This window comes from Citrobacter sp. Ca225 (assembly GCF_030337175.1).
Taxonomy (GTDB): domain Bacteria; phylum Pseudomonadota; class Gammaproteobacteria; order Enterobacterales; family Enterobacteriaceae; genus Citrobacter_A; species Citrobacter_A amalonaticus.
The window spans coordinates 299,087-316,193 of the sequence record NZ_JAOWCD010000078.1 but is presented as its reverse complement, the minus strand read 5'-3'; the positions used below and the strand labels follow the sequence as shown (position 1 = coordinate 316,193).

The 17,107-nt window shown below is 55.5% G+C and carries 13 protein-coding genes; 7 read left to right on the top strand and 6 right to left on the bottom strand.

The features are described from left to right. Positions 1-208: 208 nt before the first annotated feature. The gene (gene dhaR, locus OGW13_RS14220; protein ID WP_287116241.1) at positions 209-2,113 is read right to left on the bottom strand and encodes a dihydroxyacetone kinase operon transcriptional regulator DhaR; all 1,905 of its coding nucleotides are present in this window, start codon (positions 2,111-2,113) and stop codon (positions 209-211) included. 240 nt (positions 2,114-2,353) lie between these two features. On the opposite strand from dhaR, the gene dhaK reads away from it, so the two are divergent. The 4 genes from dhaK (at position 2,354) to OGW13_RS14200 (ending at position 7,320) form a co-directional block, all read left to right on the top strand. Further along, a complete protein-coding gene (gene dhaK / locus OGW13_RS14215; protein WP_043000454.1) occupies positions 2,354-3,424 on the top strand; it encodes a dihydroxyacetone kinase subunit DhaK in 1,071 nt (356 codons plus the stop codon). A gap of 10 nt (positions 3,425-3,434) precedes the next feature. Next, a complete protein-coding gene (gene dhaL / locus OGW13_RS14210) occupies positions 3,435-4,067 on the top strand; it encodes a dihydroxyacetone kinase subunit DhaL (RefSeq protein WP_043000453.1) in 633 nt (210 codons plus the stop codon). Between the two features lie 10 nt (positions 4,068-4,077). Continuing rightward, positions 4,078-5,511, top strand: a complete 1,434-nt coding sequence (gene dhaM / locus OGW13_RS14205; RefSeq protein WP_104446519.1) for a dihydroxyacetone kinase phosphoryl donor subunit DhaM — start codon at positions 4,078-4,080, stop codon at positions 5,509-5,511. A gap of 102 nt (positions 5,512-5,613) precedes the next feature. Next, on the top strand, positions 5,614-7,320 hold the full coding sequence (locus tag OGW13_RS14200; protein WP_287116232.1) for an alpha,alpha-trehalase: 1,707 nt from the start codon (positions 5,614-5,616) through the stop codon (positions 7,318-7,320). 53 nt (positions 7,321-7,373) lie between these two features. On the opposite strand, the gene OGW13_RS14195 is transcribed toward OGW13_RS14200, so the two are convergent. Further along, positions 7,374-9,485 carry a TonB-dependent siderophore receptor gene (locus tag OGW13_RS14195; RefSeq protein ID WP_109740635.1) on the bottom strand — a complete coding sequence of 704 codons (2,112 nt, stop codon included), beginning with the start codon at positions 9,483-9,485 and terminating at the stop codon, positions 7,374-7,376. A 122-nt stretch (positions 9,486-9,607) separates the two neighbouring features. Next, a complete protein-coding gene (locus OGW13_RS14190; protein ID WP_043000449.1) occupies positions 9,608-9,862 on the bottom strand; it encodes a GlsB/YeaQ/YmgE family stress response membrane protein in 255 nt (84 codons plus the stop codon). A 203-nt stretch (positions 9,863-10,065) separates the two neighbouring features. Between OGW13_RS14190 and ycgR the strand changes: the two genes are divergently transcribed. Then, complete coding sequence (ycgR, locus tag OGW13_RS14185; protein ID WP_043000448.1) at positions 10,066-10,800, top strand: flagellar brake protein YcgR; 735 nt, start codon at positions 10,066-10,068, stop codon at positions 10,798-10,800. Here the strand turns inward: ycgR and emtA are convergent, their stop codons facing one another. Beyond that, positions 10,801-11,412: a membrane-bound lytic murein transglycosylase EmtA gene (emtA, locus tag OGW13_RS14180; RefSeq protein WP_044263741.1), complete on the bottom strand. Its 612-nt coding sequence runs from the start codon at positions 11,410-11,412 to the stop codon at positions 10,801-10,803. Positions 11,413-11,550: 138 nt separating this feature from the next. Here emtA and ldcA point away from each other — a divergent pair, with 138 nt between their 5' ends. Beyond that, positions 11,551-12,465: a muramoyltetrapeptide carboxypeptidase gene (ldcA, locus tag OGW13_RS14175; RefSeq protein WP_044263738.1), complete on the top strand. Its 915-nt coding sequence runs from the start codon at positions 11,551-11,553 to the stop codon at positions 12,463-12,465. Between the two features lie 97 nt (positions 12,466-12,562). Further along, positions 12,563-14,299 carry a potassium/proton antiporter gene (locus tag OGW13_RS14170; RefSeq protein ID WP_043000446.1) on the top strand — a complete coding sequence of 579 codons (1,737 nt, stop codon included), beginning with the start codon at positions 12,563-12,565 and terminating at the stop codon, positions 14,297-14,299. Between the two features lie 100 nt (positions 14,300-14,399). On the opposite strand, the gene dadX is transcribed toward OGW13_RS14170, so the two are convergent. Both dadX and OGW13_RS14160 read right to left on the bottom strand, forming a co-directional pair. Next, positions 14,400-15,470 (bottom strand): catabolic alanine racemase DadX, encoded by a 1,071-nt coding sequence (dadX, locus tag OGW13_RS14165; protein ID WP_044257665.1) that lies wholly within the window; start codon positions 15,468-15,470, stop codon positions 14,400-14,402. Positions 15,471-15,482: 12 nt separating this feature from the next. Continuing rightward, positions 15,483-16,781, bottom strand: a complete 1,299-nt coding sequence (locus OGW13_RS14160) for a D-amino acid dehydrogenase (RefSeq protein WP_044257663.1) — start codon at positions 16,779-16,781, stop codon at positions 15,483-15,485. Between the last annotated feature and the right edge of the window lie 326 nt (positions 16,782-17,107).

Here is a 17,107-nt window from a genome sequence, read left to right as displayed (position 1 = left end):
GCAGGTTTTTAACCTTATCACGTTGTTATAACGAAGCATATTTAGCCGGGTATCAGGGATAGTGTCCATCGACCCGTTGGACTCACCGTTCAGAACAGACCCGTCTCCCTGGTACCAGACTGCAGATCGCGCAAAGGGCACCCGTGATGGGTCCCCTTTGCCGCAACCTACAAAAATCGCCTTCACTCTCCTGCAACAATCCCGCTTATCAGGGACTCAACTTAAAATGCGCGGCGTTAATATTGTATTGCTTCATTTTTCGCCACAAGGTGGTGCGGCCAATTTTCAGCAGGCTGGCCATCTCCTGAATCCGCCCACCGGTCACCCTTGCCGCGTGAATAATGGCGTCTTTCTCAATATCACTGAAAGCGACGCTGGCAGAGAAACGATCGGTCGCGGGTTCTGAGGCTCGGTGCTCGTTAAAGAGATATTCCGGCAGATGGTTCAGGTGAATACGCCCGTAGTCACTTCTCAGCGCCGTATTTTCAATGACACTGTTGAGCTCGAAGTCATTCCCCGGCCAGTCGCAGGCAATCAGCGGAGTCAGCACATCGTCATCCATAAACAGGCGGGTCGAAAAGCGTTTTTCCAGGCGACGCAGGCGGTGATTCACCAGCGAAGGAATGCTGTTACGCCGCTGTCGCAGCGGTGGAATCATTATTTCAAAGGCGTGCAACGCGTAATAGAGCTGGCGGCTAAAGCGGTTTTGTTCCACCAGCCGCGCCAGATCCACCGTTGTGGCGGCAATCACTTTCACGTCAACTGGCACCACCCGCCGCGCGTCCAGGCGAGTGATCACCCCTTGTTTAATCACCTGTAACAACGCCGACTGCAGTTCTGGCGCCAGATACTCAATTTTTTCCAGGTACAGCGTACCGCCGTGCGCCAGTTCCAGGCGGCTCAACCGCCCTTCGCTGTCGTCATCCGCCGTACTGGCGATAAAATCCCGTACCTGATCGGCATACAGCTGACAGTTCACCGCAATATACGGGCCTTCTGCCCGTTCGCTGGCATTATGAATAGCCTGACTCAGCAACTCTTTACCCACGCCCTCTTCGCCGCATAACAACACCGGAAAACTGCCCCGCGCCGCCTGACGACCAAAATGAACGATACGCTGGGTCTGCGGATCGTCCTGCGCCATCTGCGCGAAGGTATGGCTTACTTTACCCAATTGACTGGTCATCAACTGGCGCATCTTCTCCACCGGATGCAGCAGCAGAATAAAACTGGTGCCCTGCGTTTCGACAATCGGTTTGAGGGTAATCACGGTATCAACGAACTGATGCTGGCTTTCAAATGTCGCCTCAACATGATGCAGCGGGCGCTGATGGCGGATCGCACGCACCAGCAGGCTGGGCAGCGTCAGGAGTTCATTGAGGTTTTTGCCATGGGCAGCCGTCACATCAAGATGCAGTAGCCGTGCCGCCTGAGCATTGATGAATTGCAGACTGCCCTGCGCGTTCCAGGTCATCACGCCGTCATCCATGCTCTCCAGCAAACCGTACAGTTGATTGAGATGACGGTTTGATTCGGCAAGCAGGCTGTCGGTGAGCAGCGAGTTTCCCACTTCACGCGCAATCGCCAGGGTTAATGGCAGATCGGCAGGCGATGCGTGATCTGCCGGACAGCCCAGCGCAATGGATCCTAAGAGGCGTCCATGGTTGTCGAAAACAGGCGTTGAGCAAAAACACCACGCACCGAGCGCATGTTTAAAATGGTGATCGGGCAGCGTTTTTACCGGTTGCCCTACGACAGAGGCCAGCGACAGCGCGCAACTGCCAATGATGCTTTCGGCACAATAGGTGCCGTCGACAAAACCGAGTTCCGCCAGTTGCCCGAGCGTTTTTGGATCGCCACAGCGGCTCAGCACACACGCACTCTCATCCAGAATGAACAGCGCACACTTTCGCGGCGCCATGTATTCCCATGCATCCTCCAGCGCCGCCTGCCCAAGCGTGAGCATCGCCGTCTTACGCCGACAAATCGAATCAAACGTCAGTCCCTGTGCCCGGTGCGGTTGCGCCCAGAAATCACGCTGCATTATTTTGCCGCAGCGTAGCCACGAGTCGCGAATAAATTCAGGAATATTCGATTCATCGCTTATGTTCACGCTGTTATTCACTGTCTGTTTTCCCTCATTTCAGGGTGCGGTCGCTCGCAATTCTGCGGTATCTCGCGCTTTTACGTTCCGTTATGGAACATTCATCAAAATAAATGTTCTCTTTTGGAACATAACATCGATGAATTTTCTTTTTCGCGCGCTGGGGCACAATTACGTTATCGGCAGCGAGCGGTCGCCGTGGCGTTGTACACCATCGATCCCCTGGAGCCTAAGACCCGGAGCAAGAGAATGAAAAAGCTGATTAACCGTGTGGAAGACGTACTGAGTGAACAACTGGCTGGCCTCGCAAAAGCGCACCCGTCGCTGACCCTGCATCAGGATCCGGTGTATGTGACCCGTGCAGATGCCCCCGTTCAGGGCAAAGTCGCGCTGCTTTCCGGCGGTGGCAGCGGGCATGAACCCATGCACTGCGGCTATATTGGTCAGGGCATGCTGTCTGGCGCCTGCCCCGGCGAAATTTTTACCTCTCCAACACCCGACAAAATGTTTGAATGCGCCATGCAGATTGACGGCGGCGAAGGCGTGCTGCTGATCGTGAAAAACTACACCGGCGATATTCTTAACTTCGAAACCGCCACTGAACTGCTGCACGAAAGTGGCGTGAAAGTCACCACTGTGGTGGTGGATGACGACGTGGCCGTCAAAGACAGTCTCTATACCGCCGGACGACGCGGCGTCGCCAACACCGTGCTGATTGAAAAACTGGTCGGGGCGGCGGCAGAGCGCGGCGATTCCCTGGAAGCGTGTGCGGAACTTGGCCGTAAACTTAATAATCACGGCCATTCGATCGGTATCGCCCTCGCTGCCTGTACGGTTCCGGCCGCCGGTCAGCCCTCTTTCACCCTTGCCGACAATGAAATGGAGTTCGGAGTCGGGATCCACGGCGAGCCCGGCATCGACCGTCGCGCTTTCGTCTCCCTCGATCAGACCGTTGATGAGATGTTCGATACCCTACTGGAAAACGGCACCTATAGCCGCACGCTGCGCCACTGGGATCCCGCTCAGGGCGTCTGGCAGGAGGATAAGCAAGGCAAACAGCCTTTGCAGCGTGGCGATCGCGTCATCGCGCTGGTCAATAACCTCGGCGCCACGCCGCTTTCTGAACTGTATGGCGTCTATAACCGCCTTGACGAACGCTGCCAGCAGGCGGGTATCGTTATCGAACGTAATTTGATTGGTTCGTACTGTACGTCACTGGATATGACCGGCTTTTCCATCACCCTGTTAAAAGTGGATGACGAGACGCTGGCACTCTGGGACGCACCGGTTCATACCCCAGGCCTGAACTGGGGCAACTAAGGAGAGCGTCATGTCACTGAACAGAGAACAAATTGTGAGTTGGCTTTATCGCTGCGGGGAGATTTTCAGCAAAGAGAGTGATTATCTCACCGGGCTGGATCGCGAGATTGGCGATGCCGACCACGGTTTGAATATGCATCGCGGCTTTAGCAAAGTGGTCGAAAAATTACCGTCCATTGCGGATAAAGATATTGGGTTCATTTTAAAAAATACCGGGATGACGCTGCTGTCAAACGTCGGGGGAGCCAGCGGCCCGCTGTTCGGCACCTTTTTTATCCGCGCCGCGCAGGTCACTCAGGCGCACCAGAGTTTGTCGCTAAATGAACTCTATCAAATGATGCGTGAAGGCGCCGATGGCGTGATCAGCCGGGGTAAAGCCGAGCCGGGTGATAAAACGATGTGCGATGTCTGGGTGCCGGTGGCGGAGTCACTGCGCCAGTCGAGCGAACAGAACCTCTCCGTCACCGCCGCGCTGGACGCCGCCGCCGTTCAGGCTGAAGCCGCCGCGCAAAGCACAATTACGATGCAAGCCCGCAAAGGTCGCGCCAGCTATCTGGGCGAGCGCAGCATCGGGCATCAGGATCCGGGCGCAACCTCGGTGATGTTTATGATCCAGATGCTGGCAGCCGCAGCAAAAGAGTAAGGACAGTAAGATGGTAAACCTGGTGATAGTCTCTCACAGCGCCCGCCTCGGTGAGGGGGTGGGCGAACTGGCGCAACAGATGTTAATGGGCGGCGACTGTAAAATCGCCGTTGCCGCCGGTATAGACGATCCGCAAAACCCCATCGGTACCGACCCTATCAAGGTGATGGAGGCGATCGAGTCTGTTGCTGATACCGACCACGTGCTGGTGATGATGGACATCGGCAGTGCCCTGCTCAGTGCGGAAACGGCGCTGGATCTTCTCGACCCGAGCATTGCCGGGAAAGTGCGACTGTGCGCCGCGCCACTGGTTGAAGGGACGCTGGCGGCAACGGTGAGCGCCGCCGCGGGCGCGGATATCGAAAAGGTCATCGCCGATGCGATGAACGCCCTTGAAGCTAAGCGCGAGCAACTGGGTTTACCCTCTTCTGCTGATGAGCGCCGCATGACTCCGGTTTTTAGCACACCGGACGCAGCGGCAAAATCAGTGTCCGTGGTGATCAAAAACCCTAACGGTTTGCACATTCGTCCGGCGTCCCGGCTTGTGGCAACGCTGTCAGCCTTTGACGCGGATCTGCTGCTGGAAAAAAACGGCAAGTGCGTCACGCCGGATAGCCTTAATCAGATATCGCTGTTGCAGGTTCGCTGTAATGACACGATCCGTCTGCTGGCAAGCGGAGCGCAGGCGGATGACGCGCTCGCCGCATTTAGCCAACTGGCTGCGGAGAACTTCGGTGAATCGCTGGACGATGCCGCAATTACCGCATCGTCGACGGAGAAGATTACGGGCAGCGCGTTCTGTTACACCCCAACACTGCCGCCGGTTCGACAAGCCTCGGATCTCAGTCCCGTTGCAGAACAGGCGCGACTGCGTAACGCGCTGGATCTCACCCTGCTCGATCTGATGACGCTGCTCACCCGCATGGAAGAACACTGGCCTGGTGACCTGGCGGCCATTTTCTCTGGTCACCATATGTTGCTGGACGATCCAGAGCTGTTTGATACCGCCTGCGGGATCCTGCGTAGTGAACACTGTACGGCGGAATATGCCTGGCAGCAGGTGCTGAGCAGCCTCAGCATGCAGTATCGGCAACTGGATGATGCCTATCTGCAGGCGCGCTACATCGATATCGACGATCTCCTGCATCGCACGCTACGTCATTTGCTGCAAAGCCCGCTGACGTTGCCTGATTTCACCGCGCCTGCCATCCTGGTCGCCGACAATCTGTTTCCCTCAACAGTGCCGGAATTCGACCCGAACGTGGTGAAAGGCATTTGCCTGCGTGAAGGCAGTCCGCTCGCGCATGGCGCCTTGATCGCCCGCGAGATGGGCATCGCCTGGATATGCCAGCAGGGCGACGCACTTGACGATGTGCAGACGGGTGAGCGGTTGACCCTTGATGTGGCGCAAAATCGCGTCGTCAGGGAAAGGAAAACCCTGTAACGTCGCAAAAAAAGGAGGGTAACAACGCGCCGGGGGCGATCCTGGACTACGATTTTCTCATGGTAGATACCGTTTTTCGGTACACACTAAGGAGATGAATCAATGCATACCCCTGCTTTTTGCACGTCTGGTTCGCTGTCGTGGGTCATAAAATTAGCGGTTTCCGGCACCCTTCTGTCCTTCTCTTCACTGTCTGTGCACGCAGAAGAGATGCCGGTTACCCCGCCGCAACCGCCGGATATTTTGCTCGGCCCGCTGTTTAACGATGTGCAGAATGCCAGACTGTTCCCCGATCAAAAGACCTTTGCTGATGCCGTGCCAAACAGCGATCCGCTGATGATCCTTGCGGATTACCGGATGCAAAAAAATCAATCCAGTTTCGATTTACGCCACTTTGTGAGCGTCAACTTCACGTTGCCAAAAGAGGGAGAAAAATATGTTCCGCCGGAAGGACAATCGCTGCGCGAACATATCGACGGGCTGTGGCCAGTATTAACACGCTCTACCGAAAGCGCGGGAAAATGGGATTCGTTGCTGCCGCTGCCTGAACCTTACGTGGTACCCGGCGGGCGCTTCCGGGAAGTCTATTACTGGGACAGCTACTTCACCATGTTGGGACTTGCCGAAAGCGATCACTGGGACAAAATTGCCGATATGGTGGCGAACTTTGCCTGGGAGATTGATGCCTTCGGTCATATCCCCAATGGCAACCGCACCTACTATCTGAGCCGTTCCCAGCCCCCCTTCTTCTCCCTGATGGTGGAACTGCTGGCGCAGCATGACGGCGACGATGCGCTGACAAAATACCTGCCGCAACTGCAAAAAGAGTATCTCTACTGGATGGAAGGCGTCGAAACGCTGCAGGCAGGTCAACAGAACAAACGGGTGGTGAAACTGGATGATGGCACCATTTTGAACCGCTACTGGGATGAGCGGGATACGCCACGACCGGAATCCTGGGTTGAGGATATCGCCACGGCAAAAAGCAATCCAAACCGTCCGGCCACCGACATTTATCGCGATCTGCGCGCTGCGGCGGCATCCGGCTGGGATTTCAGTTCGCGCTGGATGGATAACCCACAGCAGCTCGGCACGCTGCGGACCACCAGCATCGTTCCGGTGGATCTTAACGCGCTGCTGTACAAGATGGAAAAAATCCTCGCGCGCGCCAGCAAAGCCGCGGGGGATGAAGCAAAAGCCAACCAGTACGATTCGCTGGCGAACGCCAGACAGAAAGCGATTGAGCACTACCTGTGGAATGACAAAGAAGGCTGGTATGCGGATTACGATCTGAAGAGCAAGCAGGTGCGTAATCAACTGACCGCTGCCGCCCTGTTCCCACTGTATGTCAACGCGGCCTCGAAAGATCGCGCCAGCAAAATGGCCGTGGCCACTCGCGCGCATCTGCTGCAGCCGGGCGGGCTTGCCACCACCTCGGTGAAAAGCGGACAGCAATGGGATGCGCCAAACGGCTGGGCGCCGTTGCAGTGGGTCGCCACCGAGGGCTTACAGAACTATGGACAGAGTGAGGTGGCAATGGAGGTAAGCTGGCGTTTTCTGACCAACGTGCAGCACACCTACAATCGCGAGCAAAAGCTGGTGGAAAAATATGACGTCAGCAGCACCGGAACCGGCGGTGGCGGCGGTGAATATCCGTTACAGGATGGTTTTGGCTGGAGCAACGGCGTCACGCTGAAGATGCTCGACCTGATCTGTCCGAAGGAAAATCCATGCGACAACGTGCCGGAAAAACGTCCTGTGACTCGCCAGACCTCCACCGAACCGACACAAAAACAGGCAACGCCGTAATAGCCAACGCCTGACCGGCCTGGAAATACCAGGCCGGTTTTCGCTTCACGCGATCAGAAACGGTAGCTTGCCCCGACCTGAACGGTACGATCACGACCAATCCAGCAATTGGTGCTGTCGTAGCAACTGAAGGTTTCTTTGTTGGTGATATTCTGCGCGCTGGCTTTTAACGTCACGCCGCGCAATGAAGGCAGCGCCTCGCCCAACTGATATGACACGGCGAGATCGTACTGCGTTGTGCCTCCGAGTTTACCGCTCTTGTTATCCGGCGCAATTTCCATCGGCCCGGTATAGCGCGCCCCTGCGCCCATTGTTAGCCCGCGCAGTACGGTCGCATCGAAGGTGTAATCGCCCCACAGATTAAACGCATTCTCCGGCACCTGTGTCGGGCGTTTGCCTTCGTATGTTTCGTCTTCAGTATTGATCGCATGAGTATAGGCGTAGTTGGCAATCAACGTGACGTTGTCACCTGGTCGGCTAATCACCGACAGTTCCGCGCCTTTTGATTCGATCTCCCCGGTCTGCCGATAATCCCAGGTTGGCGTGGCGGAAAGAACATTCTTCTGACGGATGTTAAACACGGAAGCCGTCAGCGTGGTCGCGTAATCGGCCAGCAGGTATTTCACCCCGCCTTCCAGTTGTTTGCTGGTTGTCGGCTTCACCTCTTTTGACGTCAGCGTGCCCTGCGGTGAAATCGGTTTGAAGCCTTCGGAATAACTGATAAACGGTGAAATACCGTTTTCAAAGGCATAAAGCGCGCCAAAACGTTTGGTCACCCGGTCCTGGGCGATCCAGGTTTTCTCATCATTTTGCAGCGCGTCGGTCGTCGTTGACCGATAGTCGTCGTAACGCAGACTGGCCAACAGATTTAAGCCGCCAAACGCCACCTGATCCTGCAAGTAGTAGCCATTTTGCTGATAAGAAAGGCGGTTTTTCTGTGCGGTGTACAACCCCAGATCGGCAGTATGCACCTGATGGAAATCCGGGTCGCGCATGTCGATTCCCGGCGTGGCGCTGGCGTAACGGTAGAAGTAATGGCTGTCGAGTTTCTGATAATCAAAACCGGCCAGAATATGGTGCTGCCAGTCGCCCAGCGTGACCGTTTTCGTTACCTGGTTGTCAATGTTGAAACTTTTCAGATCTTCATCGGTGGTATAGGCAAAGCGGTTCAGCATCCAGACCGGGTTTGTGCCATTGCCGGTTGAATAGACGCTGCGCTGGTGCGTATCAACATCAAAATAGCGCGCCCGCTGACTGAATCCCCAACCGCTGTCAAATTCATGTTCGAAATGATAACCCACCATCCACTGACGCTGCTTAAAGCCACTCCACTCATCACCGGCGTAATCACGGCGATCGGCATACCCCGAGCGCAAATAGGCAATGGGTAACGGGTTTGACGGCGACAACGACGGTGTATTTTGCACCAGCGCATCCAGCGTCAGGCGCGTTTTGCTGTCTGGTTGCCAGGTGACGGAGGGCGCCAACAGATAGTCTTCATAACGGGTGGTGCGCGGTTGATCGTCGCCCTCCGTCGCCTTGCCCAGCAGACGGTAATTCCAGTCGCTGTCGCTGATTTTGCCGGTGGAATCCAGATAGCCTTCTTTCAGATTTCGCGTACCGGTATTAAAGCCGATCTCCGTTTTTTGTTCAGCCTGCGGTTTTTTGCCCTGAATATTCACCAGTCCTCCTGGCGAACCGCTGCCATACAGCACAGAGGCGGGCCCTTTCAGAATATCGACGCTTTCCACCAGCAGCGGGTCGATACGTGCTTTGGTGTTGCCAGTGACGTTGTACGGCAACTGCAGGCCGTTGTAGTACTCCTGATCGACAGAGAAACCGCGAATCTTGTACTCGCTCAGGTAGGAGGTATTGCCGCGCATTTCTGTCGACACCCCCGGCGCATAGCGCAGGATCTCGTTGACGGAATTCGCATGACGTAACGCGATCTCGTGATTATCGATGGTATTAATCACCTGCGGCGTTTTACTTTCCGGGACAGCAGATTTGGTGGCGCTGTTAGTCCAGGCAGGCAGCAGGCTCTCCTGACCTGTCGCTGAAACGACAATAGTCGATTCGTTGGTGTCCGCCGCATATGACAATGTGGTCAGAGCCAGTGAGATACAGCCAGAAAGCGCGCAAAGTCGAAAACAAGAAGTTGTCATAGTGAGAATAATTATAAGTTTGAATTGGAATGCCAATTATTCTCATTTCAATGGGTAAATCAAGAGAGGAATTGAAGGGGAATACCATTAAAAACACGGCTCCCGCAGGAGCCGTATTGTTATTAATCGCGGCGTACGAGCCGGTATACCACCAGCACCACAATGGCGCCCACCACAGCGACCAGGAAACTGTGAAGGTTAAAACCACTGATCGTGCCGCCAATACCAAACATGGTCGCCAGCCATCCGCCCACTACAGCACCGACGATGCCGAGTATACAGGTCAGGATGAATCCGCCGCCGTCACGTCCCGGCATGATCAATTTGGCGATAACACCGGCAATCAAACCAAATACAATCCAGGCAATAATTCCCATGTTCAGACCCTCTTTTCAGGGAAACCACACGCAACCGTTTCTTGCGCTTGTCCGTTAAGTATAGGCACCCCCTTGATCCCCGTTGTTTCTGCGAGGCTGAATTATTTGTCTTTGGTAAAAAAAATCACGCGTTTGTATTAAGTTCTCCTGCGTCTTGCCGATAACCGTTCGATAGACTGTCAGGCAGCCAGGAGGCATTCCGCGTGAGTCATTACAATGAGCAGTTCCTGAAGCAAAATCCGTTGGCGGTGTTGGGGGTTCTTCGCGACTTAAACAGCAACCAGGTGCCTTTGCGCGTCTCCTGGTCCGGCGGACAATTCATCAGCAAGATCCTTGACGTCTCGGCCGAAAGGCTGGTGATGGATTTTGGCAGTCAGCAAAAAGAAAATCTCGCCGTGCAAAAAGCGCGCAATATTACCTTTACCGCCGAAACCCAGGGCGCGAAGGTCGAGTTTACTCTTGAGCAGTTGCAGAGCGGTGAGTATCAGCAGCTTCCCGCCTTTATCACCCCGCTCCCTCCGGCGCTGTGGTTTGTGCAACGACGGGAATACTTCCGCATCTGCGCGCCGCTCCATCCTCCCTACGGTTGTACGGCACAGATGCCGGATAACAGCACCCTACGTTTTCGTCTGTACGATCTTTCCCTCGGCGGAATGGGTGCTCTGCTGGAAGGCCCGAAACCGTCAGGTCTCACCGAAGGGATGCGTTTTTCGCAGGTGGCATTGGATATGGGGGAATGGGGAATGTTTCACTTTGACGCACAGCTGATTTCCGTCACCGAACGCAAAGTGATTGACGGCAAAAACGAGACCATTTCCACTCCCCGCCTGAGCTTTCGTTTTCTCAACGTCGGCCCGGCGGTGGAGCGGGAACTTCAGCGGATTATCTTTTCCCTTGAGCGCGAAGCGCGCGAAAAATCAAATAAAGTGCGCGACTAATTACATCGCATCCAGCGCGCGCTGCAATTTATAGATGTAGCGCGGCGCCTGAGGCGCAGGATGATTATCCGCGACGTGTTCAACGAACTCATCAGCGCTGAGATCGTTGATTTTGTTAATTGCCTTTTTCCGGTCGGAAGAGAACGTGCGTAGCAGTGCGCCTGCGCCGTTAGCGTAGGAGACGACCAGCGCGTACTGCATCACCTGCGGATCCTCAATGCCGGCGAGCGGGCCGGTCTCCAGAATACTCAGGTAGGCAGCGCCCATTGAGATATTCCGTTCCGGGTTTTTCAGTTCACGGGTCGTAGGCTCGCCGCTCCAGCCCATCCGACGATAGACATCGCGTCCTGAAGTTGACGCTTTTAATTGCATCAACCCTATCGCATTCGATTTGCTAACCGCATTGGGATTCCCGCCTGACTCAATGGCGATAATCGCCGTAATCAATTGTGGGCTAACGCCCCACGCCGCACCGGCTTTTTCGCTGATCGGCATCCATTGCATGGCACGTTTTACCGGCACTTCCGCGTTCCACGGGGGATTTTTATAATCTTGTTTTGAACTACAGCCTGCAAGCAGCACAATTAAAAAAGCAAACCATCTCAATTTCACGTCTTCTGTCCTTATCGCCGGAACGCTTTGTTACTAAAACCACCGTTATAAACCGGATAAGCAAAGCACCCTCCGGCAAAACGTTCTACTATAAGCGGCATGATATACATTTGGTTTCTGTTGTAGCAAGGAATTGCCATGTCCCGGTTTCACTTAATTGCCCCCTCGGGCTACTGCATCAATCAGCACGCGGCTTTACTTGGTATCCAGCGCCTTAAAGAGGCCGGGCATCAGGTCGATAATACGGCGGTGGTCAGTCGTCGCCATCAACGCTTTGCGGGTACGGATTCGGAGCGTCTGGCGGACGTGAACGACCTTGTGCATCTCAACGCGCCGGACACCATCGTCATGCCGGTGCGCGGTGGCTATGGAGCGAGCCGTCTACTGCAACACATCGACTGGCAGGCCCTTGCCGCCCGACAACAGCGGGATCCGCTGCTTATTTGCGGACACAGTGATTTTACGGCGATCCAGTGCGGTCTGCTGGCGCTGGGCAATGTCATCACTTTCAGTGGTCCAATGCTGGCGGCGAACGTTGGCGCGCCGGAGCTGAATACCTTTACGCAAACCCATTTCTGGCAGGCATTGCGTCACGCGCAGTACACGGTGGAATGGCAAGGCGACGGTCCGGCCTGCCACACGCAAGGAACGCTGTGGGGCGGTAATCTGGCGATGCTGATTTCGCTCATCGGTACCCCGTGGATGCCCAAAATAGAAAACGGCATTCTGGTACTGGAAGACATTAACGAGCACCCTTTTCGCGTTGAGCGCATGTTATTGCAGTTGGTTGACGCCGGTATATTGAACCGGCAGAGCGCCATTGTGCTGGGCAGTTTCAGCGGTAGCACCCCGAATGAGTATGATGCCGGTTACGATCTTAACACCGTGTATGCGTTTTTACGTGAACGCCTCTCTATTCCCCTGATAACCGGACTCGATTTTGGTCATGAGCCGCGAACCGTTACGCTGGCGTTGGGCGCGCATGCCGTATTGCAAAACAGTCAAAACGGTACACAACTGACGATCTCGGGTCATCCCTTTCTGAAATCATAAAAAAAAACGGCTGCAGGACTAAGTAACGCCCGGATGTAGCCGTTAATATGATAATGTCAATGCACCAAAAAATTCCTGATTGAGGAGTAATCGAACGTTGGACGCCGCGGCAATAATCAGTCTTTTCATTTTGGGGTCCGTCCTCGTTACCAGCAGTATCTTACTCAGTTCATTTTCATCACGCCTTGGCATTCCGATTCTGGTTATCTTCCTGGCCATTGGCATGCTGGCGGGCGTCGATGGCGTCGGCGGCATCCCGTTCGATAATTATCCCTTCGCCTATATGGTCAGTAACCTTGCGCTGGCGATTATTCTGCTCGATGGCGGGATGCGCACGCAGGCCAGTTCGTTTCGCGTCGCGCTGGGCCCGGCGCTTTCTCTGGCGACCGTTGGCGTCCTGATCACCTCCGGGTTAACCGGTATGATTGCCGCCTGGCTGTTTAATCTCGATCTGATTCAGGGTCTGTTGATTGGCGCCATTGTCGGTTCAACGGATGCGGCGGCGGTTTTTTCCCTGCTTGGCGGCAAGGGGCTGAACGAGCGTGTCGGCGCGACGCTGGAAATTGAATCCGGCAGTAATGACCCGATGGCAGTATTTCTGACCATTACGCTGATCGAGATGATTCAGCAACACGAAACCGGCTTAAGCTGGATGTTCGCTGTCCACATTATTCAACAGTTTGGTCTGGGCATCCTGCTTGGGCTGGGCGGCGGCTATCTGCTACAGCAGATGATTAATCGTATCTCTCTGCCCGCCGGACTCTACCCGCTATTAGCCCTGAGCGGCGGGATTCTGGTGTTTGCCCTGACCACGGCGCTGGAAGGCAGCGGGATCCTGGCGGTCTATCTGTGCGGTTTTTTACTGGGCAATCGCCCTATCCGCAACCGCTATGGTATTTTGCAAAACTTCGACGGACTGGCCTGGCTGGCACAGATCGGCATGTTCCTTGTGCTCGGACTGCTGGTGAATCCTTCTGACCTGTTGCCGATTGCTATTCCGGCGCTGATTCTTTCCGCCGGGATGATTTTCATTGCCCGTCCACTCTCTGTATTTATCGGACTGCTGCCGTTCCGCGGTTTTAATCTGCGTGAACGCGTCTTTATTAGCTGGGTGGGTCTGCGCGGTGCGGTACCGATCATTCTTGCCGTCTTTCCGATGATGGCGGGTCTGGAAAATGCCCGTCTGTTCTTTAACGTCGCTTTCTTCGTAGTGCTGGTGTCACTGGTTTTGCAGGGGACGTCGCTCTCCTGGGCGGCGAAAAAGGCGAAGGTGGTGGTACCACCGGTCGGTTGGCCGGTCTCACGCGTGGGTCTGGATATTCATCCGGACAATCCGTGGGAGCAGTTTGTCTATCAGCTCAGTGCCGATAAATGGTGTGTCGGCGCGGCGCTGCGCGATCTGCATATGCCTCAGGAAACGCGTATTGCGGCGCTGTTTCGTGACAATGTACTGTTTCATCCCACCGGCAGCACCCGTCTGCGTGAAGGCGATGTGCTGTGCGTCATCGGGCGTGAACGCGATCTTCCGGCGCTGGGCAAACTGTTCAGCCAGTCGCCGCCGGTGGCGCTGGATCAGCGCTTCTTCGGCGACTTTATTCTGGAAGCCAACGCTAAGTATGCCGATGTGGCGCTGATTTATGGTCTGGATGACGGAACGGAGTACCGCGATAAGCAGCAAACGCTGGGTGAAATTGTTCAGCAACTGCTGGGTGCCGCCCCGGTCGTCGGCGACCAGGTCGAATTTGCCGGGATGATCTGGACGGTTGCCGAAAAAGAGGATAATCAGGTGCGCAAAGTCGGTGTCCGCGTTGCCGGGGATGAAGACGAAGAATAGTGACTCTACCGGCGCTTATCTGGCCTACTGAGACGCCGCGTAGCGTGTGCTGTAGGCCGGATCAGGCGCATCGCGCCAGCATCCGGCAATACCAAAAAAGTTACACTGTCACAACAGGAACGCGTAACGCCAGCGAACACATCAGCTCATAACCCACCGTTCCAGCTGATTGCGCCACGTCGTCAATTTTGATCTCTTTGCCCCACAGCTCCACCGGCGTTCCGATGCCCGCCTGCGGGCATGGCGTCAAATCCACCGCCAACATATCCATTGACACTGTTCCCACCGTCGTGGTCCGGACACCGTCCACCAGCACCGGCGTGCCGCTCGGCGCATGGCGCGGATAGCCATCCGCATAGCCAGCCGCCACGATACCAATACGTTGCTCGCCTCTGGCGGTATAACGTCCGCCATAGCCGACGCGGTCTCCCGCTTTTAGTGTCTGTACACCAATGATTTCGCTGCTCAGCGTCATCACTGGCTTCAGTCCGGTATTGGCGATATCGCGCCACTGACCTGACGGCGAAGCGCCATAGAGAATAATGCCCGGGCGTACCCAGTCAAAATGTGCATCAGGATGCCACAGCGTGGCCGCGGAGTTTGACAGCGAACGCCGGCAATCCAGCCCTTCCGCAGCCTGCTCGATGCGCGCCATTGCATTGTGGATCCCGTCAGGGTGCTCAGCGTCGGCAAAATGCGACATCAGCGTCATTTCACCGACGTTCGGCATCGCGCGCAGTTGCTGCCAGACGGTTTGCAGCCGTTCCGGCTGGAATCCCAGGCGGTTCATGCCGCTGTTAACCTTCACATAGACATCCAGCGGCGCCTTAAGCTTCGCATTCTGGATCGCTTTGAGCTGCCAGTTGCTGTGCACGCAGGTGGTCAGACGCCAGGTGTCATACCGTTCCAGATCTTCAGCGTGGAAAAAACCTTCCAGCATCAGGATCGGCCCTTTCCAGCCGCGCTCACGCAGGGTGACCGCCTCTTCCAGATTCAACAGGGCAAAACCGTCGGTGTTGCCCAGCGCACTCCAGATACGTTCTATGCCGTGTCCATAAGCATTGGCTTTCACCACTGACCAGACGCGGGCGTCCGGTGCGGCCTGACGCACAATGCTCAGGTTTTGTTTCATCGCCTGCAGGTCAAGGCTGGCCAGTATAGGGCGGGTCATCTCTCGTCCTTCTTAGTTATGTGCGCCGTGCAGATGTTGGGGACGTGAAGGCGTAAAGCCTGCGTGGTAGCGCGCCACGCTCAAATCGTCATACGGAATGGCGGGCGTGCGACCTGACAATATATCGCTCAGCAACTGCCCTGAACCACAGGCCATCGTCCATCCCAGCGTACCGTGTCCGGTATTTAACAACAGATTTTTGAAGCGGGTACGTCCCACAACGGGCGTACCGTCCGGCGTCATTGGCCGCAGACCGGTCCAGAATGTCGCCTGCTCAACATGCCCCCCGCGCGGGTAGAGATCGCGCACCACCATCTCAAGCGTTTCCCGACGCGGCTGGAGCAGTTCGGTATTGAAACCGACAATTTCCGCCATCCCCCCCACGCGGATGCGCTGGTCAAAACGGGTAATGGCGATTTTGTAAGTTTCATCAAGAATAGTCGAAACCGGCGCGCCGTCCTCTTCCGCCACCGGAATCGTCAGCGAATAGCCTTTCAGCGGATAGACCGGAATATCGACAATCCCTTTCAGCATCGCCGTGGAGTAAGACCCCATCGCCATGACGTACGCATCGGCTTTAACGATCTCATCCCCACATTTCACGCCGTAAATTTGTTCGCCTTCGCAGAGCAGTTTATCCACCGGTGTGTTGAAGCGGAATTTGACGCCCGCCTGTTCGGCCATCTGCGCCAGACGCTGGGTAAAGAGCTGGCAGTCGCCGGTTTCGTCATTCGGCAGACGCAAGCCGCCGGTCAGTTTGTGCGCCACTTCCGCCAGCGCCGGCTCGACTTCCGCCAGTCGACTGGCTTCCAACAACTGATACGGCACACCGGCGTCTTCCAGCACGGCGATGTCGCGCGTGGCGTTCTCATACTGCTGCGCGGTACGGAACAGTTGCAGCGTCCCGCCCTGCCGCCCTTCATACTGGATACCGGTCGACGCACGTAGCGCTTTCAGGCAATCACGGCTGTATTCCGCCAGACGTACCATCCGCCCTTTGTTTTCCATGTAGTGGCTGGTGTCGCAGTTGCGCAGCATCTGCCACATCCACTTTAGCTGGAACTGTGTCCCGTCAAGACGAACGGCCAGCGGCGCATGGCGCTGGAACATCCATTTAATCGCTTTCAGCGGTACACCCGGCGCAGCCCAGGGCGCGGCATAGCCCGGAGAGATCTGCCCCGCATTCGCCGCGCTGGTCTCCAGCGCCGGGCCGGGTTCACGATCGATGACGGTAACATCATGTCCAGCCTGACTCAGATACCAGGCGCTGGTCACGCCAACGACGCCACTTCCCAGTATGACAACTCGCATAGCCACTCCGTTAACAGTAACAGTAAAAGAACAATCATCTAATTACATCTTGATAACCCAGATGAAAATATTATTCAACATATGGCTTTTTTATGGTGACACATCTCACATATAGCAGGCAGAGCAATGAACTCCCTGCTTTGGCATCTCATGCTGTGGGTTATTTTTATCCAGCAGAAAATATCGTGACCACCCCGTAATCTGGCGAGTCGACCAGCGGAAATCGCAAAGAAAATATTTCTTCACTGACACGGTTTTTAACCGGGTGTTCTATGCTTGAAATGAGGTGCTCCACACAGAGAGTGCCGCCAACAATGAGGGTGCGC

Coding starts and splice junctions, on each gene's coding strand:
- dhaK (WP_043000454.1), top strand. CDS start 2,354: ATGAAAAAGCTGATTAACCGTGTGGAAGACGTACTGAGTGAACAACTG.
- dadX (WP_044257665.1), bottom strand. CDS start 15,470: ATGACCCGCCCTATACTGGCCAGCCTTGACCTGCAGGCGATGAAACAA.
- OGW13_RS14160 (WP_044257663.1), bottom strand. CDS start 16,781: ATGCGAGTTGTCATACTGGGAAGTGGCGTCGTTGGCGTGACCAGCGCC.
- dhaM (WP_104446519.1), top strand. CDS start 4,078: ATGGTAAACCTGGTGATAGTCTCTCACAGCGCCCGCCTCGGTGAGGGG.
- OGW13_RS14200 (WP_287116232.1), top strand. CDS start 5,614: ATGCATACCCCTGCTTTTTGCACGTCTGGTTCGCTGTCGTGGGTCATA.
- ldcA (WP_044263738.1), top strand. CDS start 11,551: ATGTCCCGGTTTCACTTAATTGCCCCCTCGGGCTACTGCATCAATCAG.
- dhaL (WP_043000453.1), top strand. CDS start 3,435: ATGTCACTGAACAGAGAACAAATTGTGAGTTGGCTTTATCGCTGCGGG.
- OGW13_RS14195 (WP_109740635.1), bottom strand. CDS start 9,485: ATGACAACTTCTTGTTTTCGACTTTGCGCGCTTTCTGGCTGTATCTCA.
- OGW13_RS14190 (WP_043000449.1), bottom strand. CDS start 9,862: ATGGGAATTATTGCCTGGATTGTATTTGGTTTGATTGCCGGTGTTATC.